This is a genomic window from Streptomyces sp. NPDC020747 (assembly GCF_044334695.1).
In the GTDB taxonomy this organism is placed as follows: Bacteria; Actinomycetota; Actinomycetes; order Streptomycetales; family Streptomycetaceae; genus Streptomyces.
In genome coordinates this window covers 42340-60821 of the sequence record NZ_JBIRTJ010000007.1, presented here as the reverse complement: position 1 = coordinate 60821, position 18482 = coordinate 42340, and the positions used below count along the sequence as shown (strand labels likewise).

18 protein-coding genes are annotated in these 18482 nt (G+C 71.4%); 8 read left to right on the top strand and 10 right to left on the bottom strand.

Annotation, left to right across the window (positions count from 1 at the left end; genetic code table 11):
- Positions 1-85 precede the first annotated feature (85 nt).
- On the top strand, positions 86-598 hold the full coding sequence (locus ACH4YP_RS19765) for a GNAT family N-acetyltransferase (RefSeq protein ID WP_398491477.1): 513 nt from the start codon (positions 86-88) through the stop codon (positions 596-598).
- A 281-nt stretch (positions 599-879) separates the two neighbouring features.
- On the top strand, positions 880-1131 hold the full coding sequence (locus ACH4YP_RS19760; RefSeq protein WP_398491475.1) for a DUF2277 domain-containing protein: 252 nt from the start codon (positions 880-882) through the stop codon (positions 1129-1131).
- A 79-nt stretch (positions 1132-1210) separates the two neighbouring features.
- On the opposite strand, the gene ACH4YP_RS19755 is transcribed toward ACH4YP_RS19760, so the two are convergent.
- Positions 1211-1951: a DedA family protein gene (locus ACH4YP_RS19755; protein WP_398491473.1), complete on the bottom strand. Its 741-nt coding sequence runs from the start codon at positions 1949-1951 to the stop codon at positions 1211-1213.
- 248 nt (positions 1952-2199) lie between these two features.
- Between ACH4YP_RS19755 and ACH4YP_RS19750 the strand changes: the two genes are divergently transcribed.
- The gene (locus tag ACH4YP_RS19750) at positions 2200-2865 is read left to right on the top strand and encodes a superoxide dismutase family protein (RefSeq protein ID WP_398491472.1); all 666 of its coding nucleotides are present in this window, start codon (positions 2200-2202) and stop codon (positions 2863-2865) included.
- A 90-nt stretch (positions 2866-2955) separates the two neighbouring features.
- Here the strand turns inward: ACH4YP_RS19750 and ACH4YP_RS19745 are convergent, their stop codons facing one another.
- The 4 genes from ACH4YP_RS19745 to ACH4YP_RS19730 all read right to left on the bottom strand — a co-directional run bounded on the left by ACH4YP_RS19745 (position 2956) and on the right by ACH4YP_RS19730 (position 8303).
- A complete protein-coding gene (locus tag ACH4YP_RS19745; RefSeq protein ID WP_398491470.1) occupies positions 2956-3408 on the bottom strand; it encodes a DoxX family protein in 453 nt (150 codons plus the stop codon).
- 88 nt (positions 3409-3496) lie between these two features.
- Positions 3497-5515 (bottom strand): FAD/NAD(P)-binding protein, encoded by a 2019-nt coding sequence (locus ACH4YP_RS19740; protein WP_398491468.1) that lies wholly within the window; start codon positions 5513-5515, stop codon positions 3497-3499.
- Between the two features lie 310 nt (positions 5516-5825).
- Positions 5826-7469 carry an alkaline phosphatase D family protein gene (locus tag ACH4YP_RS19735; RefSeq protein WP_398491466.1) on the bottom strand — a complete coding sequence of 548 codons (1644 nt, stop codon included), beginning with the start codon at positions 7467-7469 and terminating at the stop codon, positions 5826-5828.
- A 189-nt stretch (positions 7470-7658) separates the two neighbouring features.
- Positions 7659-8303 (bottom strand): HNH endonuclease family protein, encoded by a 645-nt coding sequence (locus tag ACH4YP_RS19730; RefSeq protein ID WP_361056103.1) that lies wholly within the window; start codon positions 8301-8303, stop codon positions 7659-7661.
- Between the two features lie 357 nt (positions 8304-8660).
- On the opposite strand from ACH4YP_RS19730, the gene ACH4YP_RS19725 reads away from it, so the two are divergent.
- Positions 8661-9323, top strand: a complete 663-nt coding sequence (locus ACH4YP_RS19725) for an HAD family hydrolase (protein WP_398491464.1) — start codon at positions 8661-8663, stop codon at positions 9321-9323.
- A gap of 361 nt (positions 9324-9684) precedes the next feature.
- Here the strand turns inward: ACH4YP_RS19725 and ACH4YP_RS19720 are convergent, their stop codons facing one another.
- The gene (locus ACH4YP_RS19720; protein ID WP_398491462.1) at positions 9685-10908 is read right to left on the bottom strand and encodes a peptidoglycan-binding protein; all 1224 of its coding nucleotides are present in this window, start codon (positions 10906-10908) and stop codon (positions 9685-9687) included.
- A gap of 167 nt (positions 10909-11075) precedes the next feature.
- Here ACH4YP_RS19720 and ACH4YP_RS19715 point away from each other — a divergent pair, with 167 nt between their 5' ends.
- The gene (locus ACH4YP_RS19715) at positions 11076-13193 is read left to right on the top strand and encodes a DHA2 family efflux MFS transporter permease subunit (RefSeq protein WP_398491460.1); all 2118 of its coding nucleotides are present in this window, start codon (positions 11076-11078) and stop codon (positions 13191-13193) included.
- A gap of 64 nt (positions 13194-13257) precedes the next feature.
- Here ACH4YP_RS19715 and ACH4YP_RS19710 read toward each other — a convergent pair whose 3' ends face one another.
- Together ACH4YP_RS19710 and ACH4YP_RS19705 are read right to left on the bottom strand one after the other, a co-directional pair.
- A complete protein-coding gene (locus ACH4YP_RS19710) occupies positions 13258-13779 on the bottom strand; it encodes a GNAT family N-acetyltransferase (protein ID WP_398491458.1) in 522 nt (173 codons plus the stop codon).
- A 54-nt stretch (positions 13780-13833) separates the two neighbouring features.
- On the bottom strand, positions 13834-14463 hold the full coding sequence (locus ACH4YP_RS19705) for a dihydrofolate reductase family protein (protein ID WP_361056089.1): 630 nt from the start codon (positions 14461-14463) through the stop codon (positions 13834-13836).
- Positions 14464-14662: 199 nt separating this feature from the next.
- On the opposite strand from ACH4YP_RS19705, the gene ACH4YP_RS19700 reads away from it, so the two are divergent.
- Positions 14663-15385: a hypothetical protein gene (locus tag ACH4YP_RS19700; RefSeq protein WP_398491456.1), complete on the top strand. Its 723-nt coding sequence runs from the start codon at positions 14663-14665 to the stop codon at positions 15383-15385.
- 674 nt (positions 15386-16059) lie between these two features.
- Positions 16060-16323 (top strand): hypothetical protein, encoded by a 264-nt coding sequence (locus ACH4YP_RS19695; RefSeq protein ID WP_398491454.1) that lies wholly within the window; start codon positions 16060-16062, stop codon positions 16321-16323.
- Positions 16324-16486: 163 nt separating this feature from the next.
- Here ACH4YP_RS19695 and ACH4YP_RS19690 read toward each other — a convergent pair whose 3' ends face one another.
- A complete protein-coding gene (locus ACH4YP_RS19690; protein ID WP_398491453.1) occupies positions 16487-16891 on the bottom strand; it encodes a DUF1992 domain-containing protein in 405 nt (134 codons plus the stop codon).
- A 213-nt stretch (positions 16892-17104) separates the two neighbouring features.
- Here ACH4YP_RS19690 and ACH4YP_RS19685 point away from each other — a divergent pair, with 213 nt between their 5' ends.
- Positions 17105-17503, top strand: coding sequence for a hypothetical protein (locus tag ACH4YP_RS19685; protein ID WP_361056081.1), 399 nt, complete (start codon positions 17105-17107; stop codon positions 17501-17503).
- Between the two features lie 34 nt (positions 17504-17537).
- Here the strand turns inward: ACH4YP_RS19685 and ACH4YP_RS19680 are convergent, their stop codons facing one another.
- Positions 17538-18227: an O-methyltransferase gene (locus tag ACH4YP_RS19680; RefSeq protein WP_398491451.1), complete on the bottom strand. Its 690-nt coding sequence runs from the start codon at positions 18225-18227 to the stop codon at positions 17538-17540.
- Between the last annotated feature and the right edge of the window lie 255 nt (positions 18228-18482).

Genomic DNA, 18482 nt, shown 5'->3' with positions numbered 1-18482 from the left:
CAGGACAGCCGGTCGGCCGACTCCCACCGCCCGGCGCCTGGTCGGGCCCCTGGCGTTGTCCGACCCCCGTCCTAAGGTGGCCGCCATGGACAGCGCAGAGACATCGCAGGTGAGACTGCACGCGTGGGCGGAAGGCGACTTCTGGCTTCTCCAGAGGACCAACAGCCCCGAGATGACGGAGCACTTGGGCGGTCCGGAGACCGAGGAGAAGCTCATCGACCGGCACCGGCGTTACGTCGGCCTGGGGCCGGGGTGCATGTACCGGGTCACGTCGGCGGACACCGGCGACACCGTGGGCTCGATCGGCTTCTGGGAGCGGGAGTGGCGGGGCGGGAAGGTGTGGGAGACCGGGTGGGGGGTCCTGCCCGAGTTCCAGGGGCGTGGGTTCGCCGCGGCGGCGGCCCGCGCGGTCGTCGAGGAGGCGAGGGCGGCCGGAGAGCATCAGTACCTCCACGCGTTCCCCGGCGTGGATCACCTCGCGTCGAACGCGGTCTGCCGCAGCGCCGGGTTCGAACTGCTCGGTGCGGTCGAGTTCGAGTATCCGAAGGGCTGCTGGGTCACGTCGAACGACTGGCGTGTGGACCTCGGCGAAGGCTGACGTGGGGCCGGGTGGAGAGATCCGTCCGGCGTGGGGGCTTGGGCGTGGGGTCCGGTGGGGAGGTCCGTCCGGCGTGGGGCTTGGGCGTGGGGCCCGGCGGGGAGGTCCGTCCAGTGTGGGGTCCGGTGTGGGGTGCGGGCGGGGAGGTTCGGCGCGGGCTCGGCTCCGGGGGCCCGGCGTCCATGGTCGTTTCCTCCGTGATCCGTGGGGAGGCGTCAGCAATCCGTGGAGGCGCCGCTGCTCCCGGGCGCGATGTCAGTGCCGCGCGCGAGACTGGACGTATGTGCCGCAGCATCAAGACTCTCCGACCGCCCGTCCTGCCCGAAGAGGCCACCGAGGAGGACATCCGCGCCGCCGCGCTTCAGTACGTCCGCAAGGTCTCCGGCTTCAGAGCCCCGGCCGCGCACAACCGCGAGGTCTTCGAGCGCGCGGTCGACGCGATCGCCGAGGCGACGGCCGAGCTGCTGGACGGTCTGGAGATACGGGGGCGGACGGCCACCAGCCACGAGGCCGACAGCCGCCAGGCGGGCTGACCGGCGCCCCACCCGCAGAACGGGGCCCGTCCGAGGCGCGCAACCGCTGGCGTGCCCGTCCGCCCGGGCCGCGTACGCCTCAGAGGCCCGGGCCCGCCTCGGGCACCTGCGCCTGCGCTCGCACCTGTGCATGGACCTGGGCTGGTACCGACACGGGTACGGGCACAGGTACCGGTACGGCTGCCGGTGAAGGCCGTCGCATCAGGAACGCCGCCCCCGCGCCCGCTCCGAACAGCGCCACCAGCGAAACGCCGGTGGCGAGCCAGGTCGCGCCCAGCCACTGGCCGCCGAAGTAGCCGAGGGCGACGCTGTACGCGGCCCAGGCGAGGCCCGCGAGGATCGACCAGGGCAGGAATTCGCGGACGCGGCGGTGCGCGGCGCCCGCGCCGAGCGAGACGACCGAGCGGCCGGCGGGCGCGAAGCGGGCCAGGACGACCAGGGCGCCGCCGCCGCGTGCGAGCGCCGCGCCGAGACGTTCCTGCGCACCTGTCAGGCGGCGGGAGCGGGCGATGGCGCGGTCCAGGCGCTCCCCGCCGCGCCAGGCCAGCCGGTACGCCACCAGGTCGCCGAGGACCGAGGCGGTCGCGGCGCAGAGGGTCAGCGCGAGGAGGTCGGGCACATGCGCGGTCGGGATGTCCGGCACGTGCACGGCAGCCGCGCCGGTGCCGGCCGCGGCCGCCGTCGCCGCGGTGATGACGAGGACGCCGCTCGGCAGTACCGGCAGAAAGACGTCGAACAGGACCGACAGAGCCACCACGGCATAGATCCATTGGCTGTAGATCCAAGGGCTGCCGGACAGCGACCCCACACTCTCAAGCACCCGAACTCCCCTGTGTCTCCCCCGTAGGCCCGAACCGTGCCGTGATCTCCGCGATGTCGCGGGGGAGCGGCAGGAGCGGCCTGTGACAGCCATACAGCGTACGCCTCGGGTCCGACAGGAGATCCACAGGGGGCACGTGAGTTCGCCACATCATGTTCACCCGGCTGCCGCTTCCCGGCGGGCGGGCCGGCGCCACGTCCCGTACCAACGGAAAGGGGCGGCCAACGGTGTGAGGAGCGGAACCGGCGATGGTGTCAGGAATAGCGGCAGGGCGAGCAGTACGAAAACTACGAACAGGGCGAGCAGGCCGGACGGGCCGGACGGGAGCGGTGGCTGTCGTCGTCGTGGTGTTGACGTCGGCCGTGCTCGCAGCCGGCGCGGGCGGTGCCCACGGTGCGGCCGGTGATGGTGGCAGCACTGTCGAGCCTGGCGGCGGCAACGACGGCAAGCACGGTTACTCGATGCGGACGGACGCCCGGTTCGCCCCGCCCGGTGCCTTCGTCCCGTCGGCGGCCGTCACGTACGACATGAGGCTCGTGCCCGCGGGGGCGCGGATCGAGGTGGGGCAGCGCAGCGCCGAGCGTGGTGCCACGACGGTGAAGCTGCGGGTGACCGGGCTGAAGGCGGGGCACGAGTACGGCGCGCATGTGCACCGGAAGCCGTGCGGGGCCGATCCGGCCGCCGCGGGCGGGCACTACCAGCACCGGCCCTCCACGGACCCCGCCGACGTGAACGCCGGCAACGAGGTGTGGCTCGACTTCACGGCCGACTCGCGCGGTGCGGGTGGGGCCAGTGCGCGGCACGACTGGAACTTCCGGTTCGGGGAGGCCGCGTCCGTTGTGCTGCACAGTGCGCCGGGCAGTTCGGGTGCGCGGCTGGCGTGCTTCAGCGTGCCCTTCGGGTGGGCGGCCTGAGTCTTCCGCCGGACGTCCGGCGGGTTTCCGCGGGTGTGCCCGCCCCTTGATGCGGCAGGGGCGGGCACGGCTTTCTCGCGGGTGCGGGTGTCAGGCCGCGATCGGCTCCGAGGAGCGGTTCTCGTCCGAGGACGAGGAGGAGCGGCCCTTGAAGAACCTGTCGAGGCCGAACGCGCCCGAGCCGGTGAAGACCAGCAGGAGCATCGACCAGGAGTACATGGCCGCGCCCTCGCCCTGGTTGTTGATCGGCCACAGGTCCTGGGGCTGGTGGACCTTGAAGTACGCGTAGGCCATCGCGCCCGACGCGATGAACGCCGCGGCGCGGGTGCCGAGGCCGAGCAGGACCAGGCTGCCGCCGACGAGCTCGATGACGGCCGCGTACCAGTTGGGCCAGGCGCCGGTCTCGACGGTGGCGCCCTTGCCGTCCAGGCCGCCGAGTACGCCGAGGAGCGAGACGGCGCCGTGGCAGGTGAAGAGCAGGCCGATGACTATGCGGAACAGGCCGATGGCGTACGGCTGGGCGCTGTTGAGGCGTCCGGTCATGTGGGGGAACTCCTTCGGTCTGGATCCGGTCCCGGAAGGAGACCGGTGCAGGGGACGGAACCGAGTGAGTGCTCCACGTTAGGTCGGCCTAATCGATGCTTGCAAGTTCAACTTTTGGCCATGCTTGTACGCGTGCTGTGGGTTCCGGATCCGCCTCGCGGCCTTGTCCCGCTTGGCCCGCGGCCGTCCGCAGAACCGCCCGCGCCACCGCGTCGGCGTCCGACAGCGTGACCGAGTCCACACCGGGCCTGGCCCCGGCGGCGGTCACCCAGTGCACACCCTCCGTAGGCACTCCGATCGCGAACCGCCTCGGATGTGAGCGCCCCTGGCGGTCGATCAGGCGGTAGGGGCACTGTGTTACGTCCAGCCCTCCGGTTTCGTAACCGTCCACCGTGTGCGGGCGGCACTGGCCCGTCTTCAGCAGCCGGGCGAGGAGTTCGTCGGCCGTCCGCCGGAGGTCCGGCTCGGGCAGCCGTGCCTCGACGAGCGTCGTCGCCGTCACGGTCGAGCCGGGCACGTCCGGGGAGTGCGCCACCCAGGCCCCGCCCTCGGCCCGCACATCGAGGCGCGGGCCGAGCACCTCCAGGACGCCCGCCTCGATCAGCGCGGTCATCTCCTCGATACGGCGCCGGGGCGGGCCGATCGACAGGAACGCGTTGAGCGGGGTGTACCAGCGGTCCAGGTGCTCCCGGCGCGAGGCGCCCCCGAGCCCACCGTGGTCGACGATCTGCCGCAACTCGTTGCGCAGGTCGCGCAGTACGTCGAGGGCCGCCTTGAGGGGACCGTCGACGTTGCCGAGCGCGGCCTGCGCGGCGTCCTCGCGGAGGTGGCCCAGCAGCCACTCCCGGAAGTCGCCGGGACCGGCGAAGACCCGGCCGCCGTACGGCCGTGAAATCCGGTCCCAGGACCAGCGGTCGGCCTCCGCGATCCCGAACTCGCCCAGGACGGCGGCCTCTTGGGGATCGCGGTGGGAGACGGCGAGGAAGCGCTCACGGAAGCCGCGTATCAGGGTGGCGTCGGGCCCCAACAGCCCCTCGTAGTAGACGGTTTCGACCTCCTTCGCCACCAACGGCCATATCTCCGTGAGGAAGTCCGGCGCGTCGCCCGAGTCCGCGCGCTTGCGGAAGCGGGAGATGACGTCCGGCGTGAGGACGAGCGGCACGTGACGCCCGTACGGGCCCTTCGCGTTGTCGCCGCGGGCCTGGTACGGGATACCGCGGCGGGAGCCGGCCCGCAGGTGCGGCTCCCGGCCCGAGGGGAGGTAGCGCAGGCCGGCCGGGGTGCGCCGGAAACGGCCGCCGCGGGCCGTCGTCAACAGCGCCATGTGGTCGAAGAAGTTGAGACCGAGACCGCGCAGGAGGACGGTCTCGCCGGGGGCGACGCGGGAGAGGTCGAGGTCCGCCGGGTTGGCGGGCGGGACATGACACAGGCCGTGCCGGTCGGCGTACGCGGCCAGGCGCTGCTGTGCCCGGTCCGCCACGGCCGGCAGATGGCCCTGGGCCAGGACCACGGCGGACAGGTCCGGGAGGGTGCGGCCGTTGTCGAGTACGAGGATCTGGTGGCCGTCGGCCGTCTCGTGGAGGCGGGTCGCGCGTGCCCGGTGCGTCAGGACCCGCAGTGCGGGCGGTGCCCCGCGGACCACCTCGCCGAAGACCCACTCCAGGTACTGCCCGTACTGGGCGCGGGTCGGATAGTCGTCCGGGCCCAGTTCTCGGTGTTCTCCGTGTTCTCCGTCGGCCCAGGTGTGCAGGCTCGGGCCGGGGCGTATCGGGCCCGAGCAGTCCACGCTGTCGTCGGTGAAGAGGGTGACCTGCGAGGCGACGGTGTTCATCAGCAGCTCGGCGGGCTGGGCGGTGCGCCAGACCCGGCCGGGGCCCGGCGGCGACGGGTCGACGACATGGACCGTCAGACGCGTGCCGGGCGCGAGGAGCTCGGGCGCGGAGGCGCAGAGGCGTTCCAGGACGCTGGTGCCGCGGGGTCCGGCACCGACGAGCGCGACGGACGCGGCGCGACCTCTCCCGGGCTCCGTGGCCTTGGTCGGTTGCGTCGTCTCCGTCGGTTCCGTGGTCCGTGCCGGGTCCGTCGGCTCCGCGGTCGCTGCAGACAAAGGTGTGACTCCCGGACAGGTGGGGCGCTGGGCAGAGCACACCGTCCGCCGGAAGCGAACGGTCCGCATCATCATGCCGTCGCGCGCCACGGGAGCCGAGCCCTGGAGCGGATCGACCGGGCCGGTTGTGGGATGCGTCACGAGCACCACGGGCAACAAGCGTGTGCATCACGGGCAACGCGGCGGTACTTGGGCAACGTACGCGACGTGGGCAACAAACGTATGCAATCGGGGAATTACGGATCGCCGGGTACAGGGCACGTGAAGAGTGCTTGTGCGCGGGGGAGTTGTGACTCTCCGTGTCCGTGTGTCAGCTGAGTTCGGATTCGACGATCGTCCGCAGTCGGGCCGCTCCGCCCTGTTCCTGCCGGGCCTGGTCGAGGCGCAGACGTGCCGAACGGCCGCGCAGGGTCAGTGTCATGAGCTGGTTGCCGAACCAAGGACCGCCGGTTTTCCGCCAGTCGACGGGCGGACGCCCGAGTCTGCCGTGCCGGGCGAACCGGCGGCCGATCGCGCGGCCGACCCCGCTCCAGCCGAAACGGAAGCCGAGTCTTATCGAGAGCGGGATGGAGTTGTGCACGGGGGAGCAGGTCAGCTGGAGCACCCGGGCGTCGGGTCCCGCCAGGCCCTCCCGCCAGACCGGCTCGGCGATGTACGCGTGGTGCACGTCCCCGGACAGCACGCACACCGTCGCCGGTGCCTGCTGTCCCGAGCCGGCCTCGGCGATCAGCTCCGCCAGCGCGTCGAACGACGACGGGAACGCCGCCCAGTGCTCCAGATCGGCCCGCCGCCGCAGATCCTCCCCGAACCGGGCCCAGCGCTCGCCCCGTTCGCCCCGGCACAGCGCGGCGTTCCAGCCCTCCGCGTCGTGCACGAGGTTGGGGAGCAGCCAGGGCAGGGAGGTGCCGATGAGGAGATGGTCGTACGAACCCGGCTCCTCCAGCACCTGTTCGCGCAGCCACGCCTCCTCCGCGGGGCCGAGCATCGAGCGGTTCTTCTCGTCGAGGACGCGGGCCGCGCGGGAGTCGACCATCAGGAGCCGGGTGCGGCCGAAGTCGCGGCGGTAGCTCCAGCGGACCGAGGCCGGGTCGGTGTCGGCCCGGGCGGCGAAGGTGCGCAGGGCGTCCGTGCCGTCGGGGGTGGCGCGGACCGCTTCGTACAGGGGGTCCTCGGCGAGGCGCTCGGGCGGGAGGTTGCCGAGGTGCTGGTGGACCCAGTACGACATCAGGCCGCTCAGGATCCGCTCGCGCCACCAGGGTGTGGCCCGCATGTCGGCGACCCAGGCCTCGCTGGTGTTCCAGTCGTCGATGACGTCGTGGTCGTCGAAGATCATGCAGCTGGGCACGGTGGAGAGCAGCCAGCGGATCTCGGGGTCGAGCCACGATTCGTAGTAGAGGTGCGTGTACTCCTCGTAGTCCGCGACCTCGGCGCCCGGCGGTTCGTTCAGCCCGCGGCGGGCCTCCAGCCAGCGGCGCGTGGCGGCCGAGACCTCGTCCGCGTACACCTGGTCGCCCAACAGCAGCAGGACGTCCGGGCGTTCGCCGTCCGGGTTCGCGGCGATGCGGGCGGCGAGGGTGTCCAGGGCGTCCGGGCCGCCGGGGTCCTTCTCGTCGGCGGCCGGTGTGGCCCAGCGGCAGGAGCCGAAGGCGACCCGTACGGTCTCGTGGTCGTCCACCGGGGTGTGGATGACCGAGGGCGGGAAGCGGGAGTCGGGGAGCGGCCAGACCTGCGCCCCGTCGAGCAGTACCTCGTACGAGGACGTCGTGCCCGGGGTCAGGCCGGTGACCGGGATCAGGGCGTAGTGATGACCCGCGATCTGGAAGGTACGGGACTCGCCGCCCGCGCCGTCCGGGCAGCGCACCTCGGCGGTGCACGGGCGGCTCGCCTCGACCCAGATGGTCGCGGACGAGCCGTCGACGTACCTCAGCAGTGGACCCAGGCGCAGTCCCGCCACGCGATCACTCTCCTCCGTCGCCCCGTACGGTACGGAACGACGGAGGTGAGCGGGGAGGTTCCGTGCATGGTGCAGTTGATCAGGTGTCGACCGGCTGCCGATCGGGTGTCGACTGGGTGTCGATCAACTGCCGGTCGGTCGGCGATCGGCTGCCTTACTGCTGCTGGTCGGCTGTGGGTCGGCCGTTGATCAGCAGCCGCTGAGGACCGAGCTGAGCTTGCTCTTCTCCGCCGAGTCGACGGAGAGGTCGTAGTAGTACTTCACCTGGACCCAGGCGCGTACGTAGGTGCAGGCGTAGGAAGTGACGGACGGCATCCACTCGGCCGGGTCCTGGTCGCTCTTCGACTGGTTCACGTTGTCCGTGACGGCGATGAGCTGCGGGCGGGTGAGGTCGTTGGCGAAGGCCTGGCGCTGGGAGGTGGTCCAGCTGTCGGCGCCGGAGTCCCAGGCCTCGGCCAGCGGGACGAGGTGGTCGATGTCGAGGTCGGAGGCGGCGGTCCAGGTCGCGCCGTCGTAGACGGAGTACCAACTGCCGCTGGTGGCCGCGCAGGCGGAGCTGGTGACGACGTTCGTGCCGTCGCGCTTCAGGACCGTCTCACGGGTGTTGCACGTGCCGCTGATGGTGATCCAGTGCGGGAAGAGGTCGCGGTCGTAGCCGGTGCGGTCCTCGGTCGCCACGGTGAGCGAGGCGAGGTAGGTGCGGGCGGTGGCGGCGCTGACCGGGGTGGGCAGTGCGGCGGAGGCGGTCGGGCCGTTGAAAAGCCCGACCATGGCTATCAATCCGGCGAAGGCGGCCACTAGACTCAGCCGTCGACGCGCGTAGATCTTCGGCATGCGAACTCCCTTGGGGTGGGGGGAAGTTGACCTGCGAGCGACTGAATGCTCGCGGGGGCCGGTTTCCGGGAGATGTGCGTCAGGTGAGAAGTTAATGACGTGGGCATGACACAACAAGGGGTGAGGCGGGACTTTCGGGGTTCCGTCGGCCGCCGCGTCGTGGGTTCGGGTGGATTTGGCGCCTTGGGGTGTCTTGGGTGGTAGCGGGATCGGGTCTTTGTTTTGTACCGTGGGGGAACAAAGTGGCTCCGCCCGCATTCCCTGACCGGCGGGCGGGGTCGCCTTGTCTCCCGGGGGTCACGGACCGGCCCCGTGCGGGACCCACTTCCGCGCTCTTCCACGCTTTGGAGCCTGCCGATGACGGCCTCGACCGTGCTGACCGCCCGTGCCCTGCTGCTGGACATGGACGGCACCCTCGTCAACTCGGACGCCGTCGTCGAGCGCGTGTGGCGCCGCTGGGCCGACCGGCACGGGCTCGACGGGGGCGAGGTCATGAAGGTCGTCCACGGGCGGCAGGGGTACGCGTCGATGGCCGTGCTGCTGCCCGGCCGGCCCATGGAGCAGAACTACGCCGACAACGCGCGGATGCTCGCCGAGGAGACGGCGGACATGGACGGGGTCGTGGCGATTCCGGGGGCCGCGGAGTTTCTTGCCTCGTTGCGGGGCGTGGTGGCGCATGCGCTCGTGACGTCCGCGGATGTCGCGCTGTCCACCGCGCGGATGGCGGCGGCGGGGCTTTCGCTGCCCGAGGTTCGGGTCACGGCCGAGTCCGTGGGGGCGAGCAAGCCGGATCCCGAGGGGTTCTTGAAGGGGGCGGCCGAGTTGGGGGTCGCGCCTGAGGAGTGTGTGGTGTTCGAGGACTCGGGGGCGGGGATCTCGGCGGGGCGCTCCGCGGGGATGCGGGTGGTCGGGGTTGGGCCCCGGGCCGGGTTCCATCGGCCGGATGTTGTGGTGCGGGATCTTCGGCGGGTGGCTGTTGAGGGTTTGGGGGGTGGGGTGGTTCGGCTGCGGGTGGGGTGACCCGGGGGTCGGCTTTTGTGTGGGTGTGGGTGTGGGTATCGGTGTGGGGTGTGTTGGGCTTGTTGCGTAGTTCCCCGGGTCCCTGGGTGGGATGGGGTGGGGGTTGGTGTTCGGTGCGGCTGAGTGGGGGCTGGGTGCGCAGTTCCCCGCGCCCCTAAAAGCATTGGGGTCCGGCCGTTCGAAAGGGGCGTCCGGCGCCTTCGCTGCCCGGAGCCCGGAGAACCTATGGCCCAGGGCCTTTGAGGTTCAGGGCCCAGAGGTTGGAGCCTTCGAGGGTCAGGGTCTGGCTTCGAGGGAAAAGGTCGGTGCCCTCAAGGTTCAAGGTCCGGCGCCTTCATGGCTCGGGGCTCGGCCCTGCCTTTTACGGTTCTGTTGTTTCTGATTCCAGGCGGGTTCGGGTTTCCTTGTCGTAGGTGCCTGCGTCCTGGTTGTTGATTTTTCGGGTGAGTTGGTAGTTGCGGACGGCGGTTTCGGTTCGGTTGTCGTAGTCGCCGTTGGGGTTGCCCGCGAACAGGGCCACCTGCTGGAGGCGTTGCTGGAGTTCGGTGACCTCGGGGCCCTCGTCGCCGGGGCCCAGTGTCACCGGCTCGGCCTTCTCCGGTGGGGTGGAGGAGCGGCTGGTCGTGGGGGTGGGGGCGCCCGTCGACGGGGCGCGGGTCGTGGGGGTCGGGTCGGGAGGGGTCGGCGAGGCGGTCGACCGCGTCGGGGACGGTGTCGTGCTCGCGCTGCTCGACTCGGTCGGTGAGGCCGACGGCGACCGCGTGGGTGACTCGGAGACCGACGGCGACGGCTCGTCCAGGGTCGTGTCCGGCACGCTCGCCCGTATGTCGTCCGGGGCCGCGCTCTCCCGCGACGGCGTGTCGTACGAGAACAGTCCGCTCGCGAACCCGGCCGCCGCGACCACCGCCGCGGTGGCGCCGACGCCGACGAGTGCGAAGCGGCGGCGGCGGTTCGTGTTCTCCGCCGGGTCCGCGACCAGATCCTCGGGGAACACCGGGGCGGGGTCCAGCTGATGCGCCTCGAAGAGGCCCGTGTCGGGGGAGCGGGGCGGCGCCGTCGCTCGGGGCAGCCGGGTGGTGGCGCCCGGGTCGGCGGGCAGGCCGGTCGGCAGGCCGGCGGGCTGCGCTTCGGGCGTCGCGCTCGTGGGCGGCTCGGGGGGCGCGCTGTGCTCATACCCGTGCCCGTGCCCGTACTCATGCCCGTACTCATGATCGTGCCCACGCTCGTACCCGGCCCCGGCCCCGGATCCGTACCCGTGTCCGTAATCGGTGCCGTCAGTTGCGGGGGCGCCCGTTGTGCTGCCGGGGGGCTCCGGAGTGCCGGAGCCCGCCGATCCCACTGGGGCCGCCGCGCCTCCTGCCGCTCCCGGTGCCTCCGATGTCTCCGGTGTTTCCGATGTCGCCGGGTCCAGGTCCACGTAAGGGCGGATGCGCAGGGGGTCGAAGTCCTCTGCCGCGGCGGTCTCCGCGGAGCGGGTCTCCAGCAGGGCGTCGGCCGCCCGGCGGGCGCAGTCGCACGTCGGGGAGCCCTCTGCCCCCCAGGGTGCTCCGCATTCCGGGCATATGTGACCGTTCCGGTCGTTCACGTGTGGGTTCCTCCCCGTACGAACTCCAGCGATTATGCAGACACCCTCCACACAATCTCCGGGTTACCCCCGGAATCCCGGACTCCGTAGCGGATTCAACAGGCCATAACCGGTCACACCGACCAGGATGGAAGGGCAAACGGGACTCTCGCGGCCGGGAGGTCTTCATGGCCGAGGATGCGCACGGTGTGAACGGCACGAACGGCATGAAAAAGGAGAAGACGGCCCGCCGCACCCGGGACCATTCGCGTGGTGCCACCGCCGGTCAGGAGCACCCCAAGGGCGGCGTCCTCGTCTCGATCGGGGCCCTGCTGCTCGGACTGCTCCTCGCCGCGCTCGACCAGACGATCGTGTCGACCGCGCTGCCGACCATCGTCAGCGACCTGGGTGGTCTTGATCACCTGTCGTGGGTCGTCACCGCGTATCTGCTCGCCTCCACGGCCGCCACCCCGCTCTGGGGCAAGCTCGGTGACCAGTACGGACGCAAGAAACTGTTCCAGACCGCCATCGTGATCTTCCTGATCGGCTCCGCGCTGTGCGGTATGGCGCAGAACATGCCCCAGCTGATCGCCTTCCGCGCCCTCCAGGGCCTCGGCGGCGGCGGGCTCATCGTGCTGTCGATGGCGATCGTCGGCGACATCGTCTCGCCCCGCGAACGGGGCAAGTACCAGGGCCTGTTCGGCGCGGTCTTCGGCGCGAGCAGCGTGCTCGGCCCGCTGCTCGGCGGGCTGTTCACCCAGCACCTGAGCTGGCGCTGGGTCTTCTACATCAACCTCCCCATCGGGATCGTCGCGCTCGCCGTCATCGCGACCGTCCTGCGCATCCCGGTCCGCGCGCAGAAGCACACGATCGACTACCTCGGTACGTTCCTGATCGCGGCCGTCGCCACCTGTCTGGTTCTCGTCGCCTCGCTCGGCGGCAGCACCTGGGCCTGGGGCTCGGCGCAGATCATCGGCCTCGCGGTGCTGGGCGTCGTACTCGCCGTGGCGTTCGTGGGTGTCGAACGGCGGGCCGCCGAGCCCGTGCTGCCGCTGAAACTGTTCCGGATCCGCACCTTCACCCTCGCCGCCCTGATCAGCTTCATCGTCGGCTTCGCGATGTTCGGGGCGATGACGTACCTCCCGACGTTCCTCCAGGTCGTCCACGGGATCTCGCCCACCATGTCGGGCGTGCACATGCTGCCGATGGTGGCCGGACTGCTCGTCTCCTCGACCGTGTCGGGACAGATCGTCAGCCGCACGGGCCGCTGGAAGGTGTTCCCCATCGCCGGTACGGGCGTCACCGCGCTCGGTCTGCTGCTCCTGCACCAGCTCGACGAGCACAGCTCCGCGGCCGAGATGAGCTCGTACCTCCTCGTGTTCGGCCTCGGACTCGGCCTGGTCATGCAGGTCCTCGTACTGATCGTGCAGAACGCCGTCTCGTACGAGGATCTCGGCGTCGCCACCTCCGGCGCCACCTTCTTCCGCTCCATCGGCGCCTCGTTCGGCGTCGCCATCTTCGGCACGGTCTTCGCGAGCCGGCTGGGCAGCGAACTGACCTCCGCGCTCCGGGGGCAGAACCTCCCGCCGAGCCTCGGCGTGGACGCGCTGAAGTCCGACCCGAAGATCATCGCCGACCTCCCGGCCACACTCCGGCCGCCCGTCGTGGAGGCGTACTCCACGTCCATCACGGACGTCTTCCTGTACGCGGCCCCGGTCGCCCTCGTGGGCTTCGCGCTCGCCTGGTTCCTGCGCGAGGACAGGCTGCGCGCCTCGGTGACGGCACCCGACGCCACCCAGACACTGGCCAGCAACCCCGTGGAGCGCTCCTCGTACGACGAGGTGTGCCGCGCGCTGTCCGTGCTCGGCACGAGGGAGGGGCGGCGCGAGATCTACCAGAAGATCACCGCCCGCGCCGGATACGACCTGCTGCCCGCCGCGAGCTGGCTCCTGCTGCGGATCAGGCGCTACGGCTGGGCCGAGCCGGCCGTCCTCGCCGAGCGCAGCGCGGTGCCCCTGCACGTCGTCATCGCGGCCGCCCGCCAGGTCGAGGAGCGGCGGCTCGCCGTACGGGAGGGCCTCGACCTGGTCCTGACCGACCGGGGCCGCGAGGCCGCCGAGAAGCTGGCCGAGGCCCGTGAGGAGTCCCTCGCCGAACTCCTGGGCGACTGGTGGGGCCCGGACCGCCCCACCGACCTGGTCCGGCTCGTGAAGGAGCTGAACGCCGAGATGTGCGGCTCCAACGAGGAACGCCCCCACAACGGAACCGTCCCGAAGCCGACCGGCCGGGTGTGGCTCACCAAGTGACCCGGGCGCGGCCCGGCACCTGACGCACGAAAACCTGACGCACGAAACCTGACGCGCGAGCGGCTCAGGCGGTGAGCCGTTTGGCGAACCAGTGCTCGGCGTACACGTCGTCGTTGTACGCCTCGGTCTCCGCGTAGCCGTGCCGGGCGTACAGCGCCCGCGCCTCCACCAGGTCGCCCCGGGTGTCGAGGATCAGCCGCCCGGCCCCGAGCGCCCGGGCCGCCGCCTCGGCCGCCCCGAGAAGAACGGCACCGCCACCCTTGCCCCGCAGACCGTCGCGTACGAAGACACGCTTGAGCTCGCCCGTCGTCGCGTCCCGGAGCCGTACGCCCGCCATGCCCGCGGCCACGCCGTCGTGCCGCGCGACCAGCAACACCCCGCCGGGCGGGGCGAATTCGGCTCCGGTGTCGGCGGCGATCTCGCGTTCCAGCTCGGCGGGGTCGGTGTCGTGCCCGCGGTGCAGCCGGTACCAGCGGTCGCTGACCTCCGTGTAGTACGCCCGCCAGAGGGTGATCGCGGTCGGCGAGTCGAAGGGCTCGGGGGTGACGGTCCAGGGCCCCGGCGCACCGGGCGTACGTGTCTTCATGGCGGGCATTGTCACGACGCCCCGTACGCCGCCCGCAAGCGAATTACCGCCGGCTCACCCGGCGGCCTGCTTCAGGGCCCGCAGGTGGATGTGGGTGACCTCGGGGGAGTCGATGACCGCGGCCTTCTCCCACTCGATCTGGTTCTCGCCCAGGTCGTCGAAGAGCCGGGTGCCGGCGCAGGCGAGGACGGGGACGACGTGGAGAAGGAGTTCGTCGAGGAGGCCGGCGCGGATGAACTGCTGGATCAGGTTCGCGCCGCCCGCCAGGGAGACGTCCTTGTCGCCCGCCGCCTCGCGGGCCAGGGCGAGGGCGTGCTCGGGGCCCTCGGTGACGAAGTGGTAGCTCGTGCCGCCCTCCTTCACCACGGTCTCGCGGGGGTGGTGGGTGACGATGTAGACCGGCATGTGGTACGGCGGCTCGTCGCCCCAGGGCACCTCGCCGCTGATGAACATGCCGTGGCCCATGACCACCGCGCCCGGCCGGGCGACCCACTCGGCGACGACGTCGTTGTCCCGGCCCTCCGTCCCGCCCTTCTTCCCCAGCATCTCGCGGAACGCGCGCAGTCCGTACACCCAGTTGTGCAGACGTTCGCCGCCGATGCCGAGCGGGTGCTCGGCCCCCGCGTCCGGGCCCGTGATGTATCCGTCGAGCGACATTCCGATCCGTGCGACGACCTTGCCCATGACGTTCTCCTCGGTATCACTCGTTGTCAGGGGCCGCCCCTGTGCCGCCCCTCACTCGTGCTCTCACCCATGCGTCGAACGAGGGACGCCGTAATCGACACGCTGCCGCACGGAAGTCGCGAGCGCAGTTTGGGGAGCGTCGTCCGGGCAACCCGGCAGGGGAAGCGGCCCACTGGGCCCAGAACCCGGAAGGCATTCCATGTCCACAGGCGTGATCATCCTTCTGATCGTGGTCGCGGTGGCTCTCGTGGCCGCCGTGGTCGCCCGGTCCGTGGCGGCCCGCGGGGCGGGCGGCGGGCGAGGTCTGAAGCGGCGCTTCGGGCCCGAGTACGACCGGGCCGTCGCCCGGCACGACGGCGACTCCAAGGCCGCCGAGCACGAACTCGAAGAGCGGGTGCAGCGGCACGGATCGCTGCGCGAGCAGCCGCTGGAGCCCGGGGCACGGGAGCGGTATCTGGTCCGCTGGACCGCCGTGCAGGAGCAGTTCGTCGACTCGCCGCGCGATGCCGTCGTCGAGGCGGACCGGCTGATCGCCGAGGTGGCGGGCGCCCGCGGGTTCCCGGACGGTGACCGTCACGACGAGCAGCTCGACGCGCTCTCCGTGCACCACGCGCACCACGTCCATGGTTACCGGCGCGTCCACCGGGCCGCGCACGCGCCCACGGCCGGCTCCGGCGCGGGCCCGGCGGCCGGTACGGAGGAACTGCGCGAGGCCCTGGTCGAGGCCCGCGCCCTCTTCCAGGACCTGACGGCCCCGGCCCGCGGGGACGAAAAGGCCCTGACCCGGGGGAAGAGCGACCCCCGGGAGCAGACCGGGAAGACCGAGGAAGCCACCGCGGCCACCCGAACCGACACCGACAGCTCCCGCGGCCGCGTACACGCGCCGTGGGCACTCAACAGGCGCCACGTGAAGGGGAGTTGACAGCCATGCCGGACGACAACACGACGGCCGCACCCCCGCCCCCGCCGGAACGGCGCAACGACAGGCCGACGTCCGCCGACAGGTCGGCGCCTGCCGACCAGGGGACGCCTCCCGACCGGCAGACATCTGCCGACCGGCGGATGTCTCCCGACCGGCGGATGTCTCCCGACCGGCCGACGTCTCCCGACAGGTCGATGTCTGCCGACCGGCACGCATCTCCCGACCGGACCGAGGCATCCGACCAGGCCGAGGCTGCCGGGCGAACCGGGATACTCGGCCGGATCAAGGCTGCCGGGCGGACCGAGACACCCGACCGAACCGAGGGTGCCGGCCGAACCGAGGCTGTCGGCCGGACCGGGGCACCTGATCGAACCGATGCCGTCGGCCGGACGGAGGCTGTCGACCAGGCCGAGGCTCCCGGAAGGCCCGCCACCCCCGAACGGATCCCCGCTCCGGGGCGTGCCCCCGCCTCCGACACCGGCTCAGCCACACCCGCCCCGTCAGGGGCGCGGGGAACCGCGCGACCGGCCCAAGGCGACCTGCACAAGACCACGGCGGGAAATTCAAGGGCTCCTGAAGGCACCCCTGCCGCAGGCAACCCGCCCGTCACCCAGACCAAGTCGCCCTCGGGAACCCCCGGAACCGCCGGAGGCACAGGCACAGGCGGACGTCTGATGTCCCCCGACGTGGGCGACAAGTGGTCCAGCCAACTCCAGCACGCGGTGGCCGGGTTCATCGACGGCCCCCGGGGCTCGGTCGAGGAGGCCGACAAGGTCCTCCAGGAGGTCGCGGCACGGTTCACCGACGCCGTGACCGAGCGCCGCCGCACACTCCGTACGTCCTGGCAGACCACCGGCGAGGACAAGGCCGACACCGAACAACTCCGGCTGGCCCTACGGGACTACCGGGAACTGGCGGAACGGCTGCTGCGGCTCTGAACCACCCACCCCCGCAGAACTCCCGTACGCCTACGCCGCCGTAGGCATCTTGCGCAGCGAGGCCCTGCCCCGGGCCATGTGTCGGGGCAGGGCCTCACCCGTGCCCCGAGAGGGCGGCGCGGTCTCGACGAGGACGAGGACGGAGACGGAGGCGCGGACGGGCTCAGCCGGCACGCCGCTCGTGCCACTCGCGGACGATCTCCTCGACGTCGTACGGCTTGAGGCCCAGCGGCGGGCCGGGCGGCGGCCTGAACATCATCTCGCGGATCTTCTTGTTGATCTCCGTGACGATCCGCCGTACCGCCTGCTCCGACGGGGCCTTGGCGACCGCCTCAAGGGCGTCCTCGGCCTCCTTGCGGAGGGCCAGTGTCGGGGGCAGTACGGTCAGGCCCTCGCGGATCATCTTCTGCTTGATCCACCACAGTTCGTCGTACGACGTGTCGGGACCGCTCGTCAGCGGCTTGCCCATGCCGGGGAGATCGGCGAACTCCCCACGGGCTTCCGCGTCGTGGATCTGCTTGTCGATCCAGGACTCGAAGCTGACACCAGGAGGCTTGCGCTCGGTCATGCGTCCATTGTGCCGGAAGGTGCCCGAACCGTGCCGGAAAGGTGTGCGACCGTGCCCGAGCGGTGTGGGACCGCACAGGACGGTGCGGGACTGCGTCGGACGGTGTGGGGCCGGGCGAATTATCATTCGGCGGCGACACCTCGCCGGGGCGTCAACCGCGTCCTGGCGCGGGACAATCGGAACGCGGGAACGCGCGGGAACGAAGGAGCACACGTGCTCGAACTCACCATGGCCACGGTGTCCGGGACGGAAGCCGGCGCGACGGCCGGTATGCAGATGGCCGACGCGCCGAGCGAGCCGGGTGCCGTGCTGCGGGTGGGGCGGGACCGGGGCGTGTGCCGCCTCGCCACGCCCGACGACTGGCTGTTCGTCTCGCGGGTGCACGTGGAGTTCATGTGCGGGCCCGAGGGGAGCTGGCAGGTGACCTGGCTGCGGGGCTCGCAGGACGAGCCCTCCTCCGAGGTGCGGTTCACCCTGGTCGGCGGGGCAGCCCCGCAGGTCCTGCCGTACGGCGGGACGGCCAAGCTGCCCCTCGGTGGCTCCGGCGAACTGATCATCTACGACCGCACGGGCCCCCGCAGCGTCAACGTGGGCTTCTACCACGAGGCCTGACCCCTTGGGCCGGCGCGCGGAAGTACCGGAGGGGCTACGGCAGTACGCGCGCCAGCGCGAAGCCGTCGTACCCCTTCGAGCCCACCGTCTGGATCGCCGTGGCGGTCAGTTTCGGGTGTGTGGCGAACAGTTCGAGGGCCTCGCGGGTGCCCCGCACGCTCGGGTCGTCGCTGGTGGCGTCGGTGACGGCGCCGCCGCGGACGACGTTGTCGAGGATGATCAGGCTGCCGGGGCGGGTGAGTTTCACGGCCCACTCCACATAGCGGGGGTTGTTGACCTTGTCCGCGTCGATGAAGACCAGGTCGAAGGGGGCCGTGTTCCCGTCGCCCTTGTCGTTCTCGGCGGCCAGCTTCGCCAGGGAGTCGAGTGCCGGGCCCACCCGGACCTCGGTGATCTTGTCCAGGCCGGCCCGGGCGATGTTGCGGCGGGCCACCTCGGCGTGCCGCTCGCTGTACTCCAGCGTGATCAGCCGGCCGTCCCGCGGAAGGGCACGGGCCAGCCAGATGGTGCTGTAGCCGCCGAGTGTGCCGATCTCCAGGATGCGGGCCGCGCCCTGGATCACGGCCAGGAGATGCAGCAGCTTGCCCTGCGGCGGGGCGACGTTGATGTGGGGCAGTCCGGCGGCGTCGCTGTCGTTCAGCGCGTCGGTCAGGGCGTCGTCCGGCGGGGCGAGGAGGCCGGTGAAGTAGTCGTCCACGTCGTGCCAGAGCTGCGGCTCGGTCATGCCGTCATACCTTTCGCCTGTCTAGTTAGGTGCGCTAATCAGTTCCGTCGCTGAATATAACCGGTTACTGGCAGGTTGGGTGGTTGTATTCCCCTCACGGCAACTCGCGGGACTGCACGGCGACTCGCGGAGGTCTCGCGGCGACTTGCGAGGGAGCCGGACCGGCCGTACAACACCTCCATCCGGACAAAGTCCGAAGGACGTCAGGTGAAGAGGGGGTTGCCTGCGTCTCACGACGGGGGGAGTGCGAGCCTC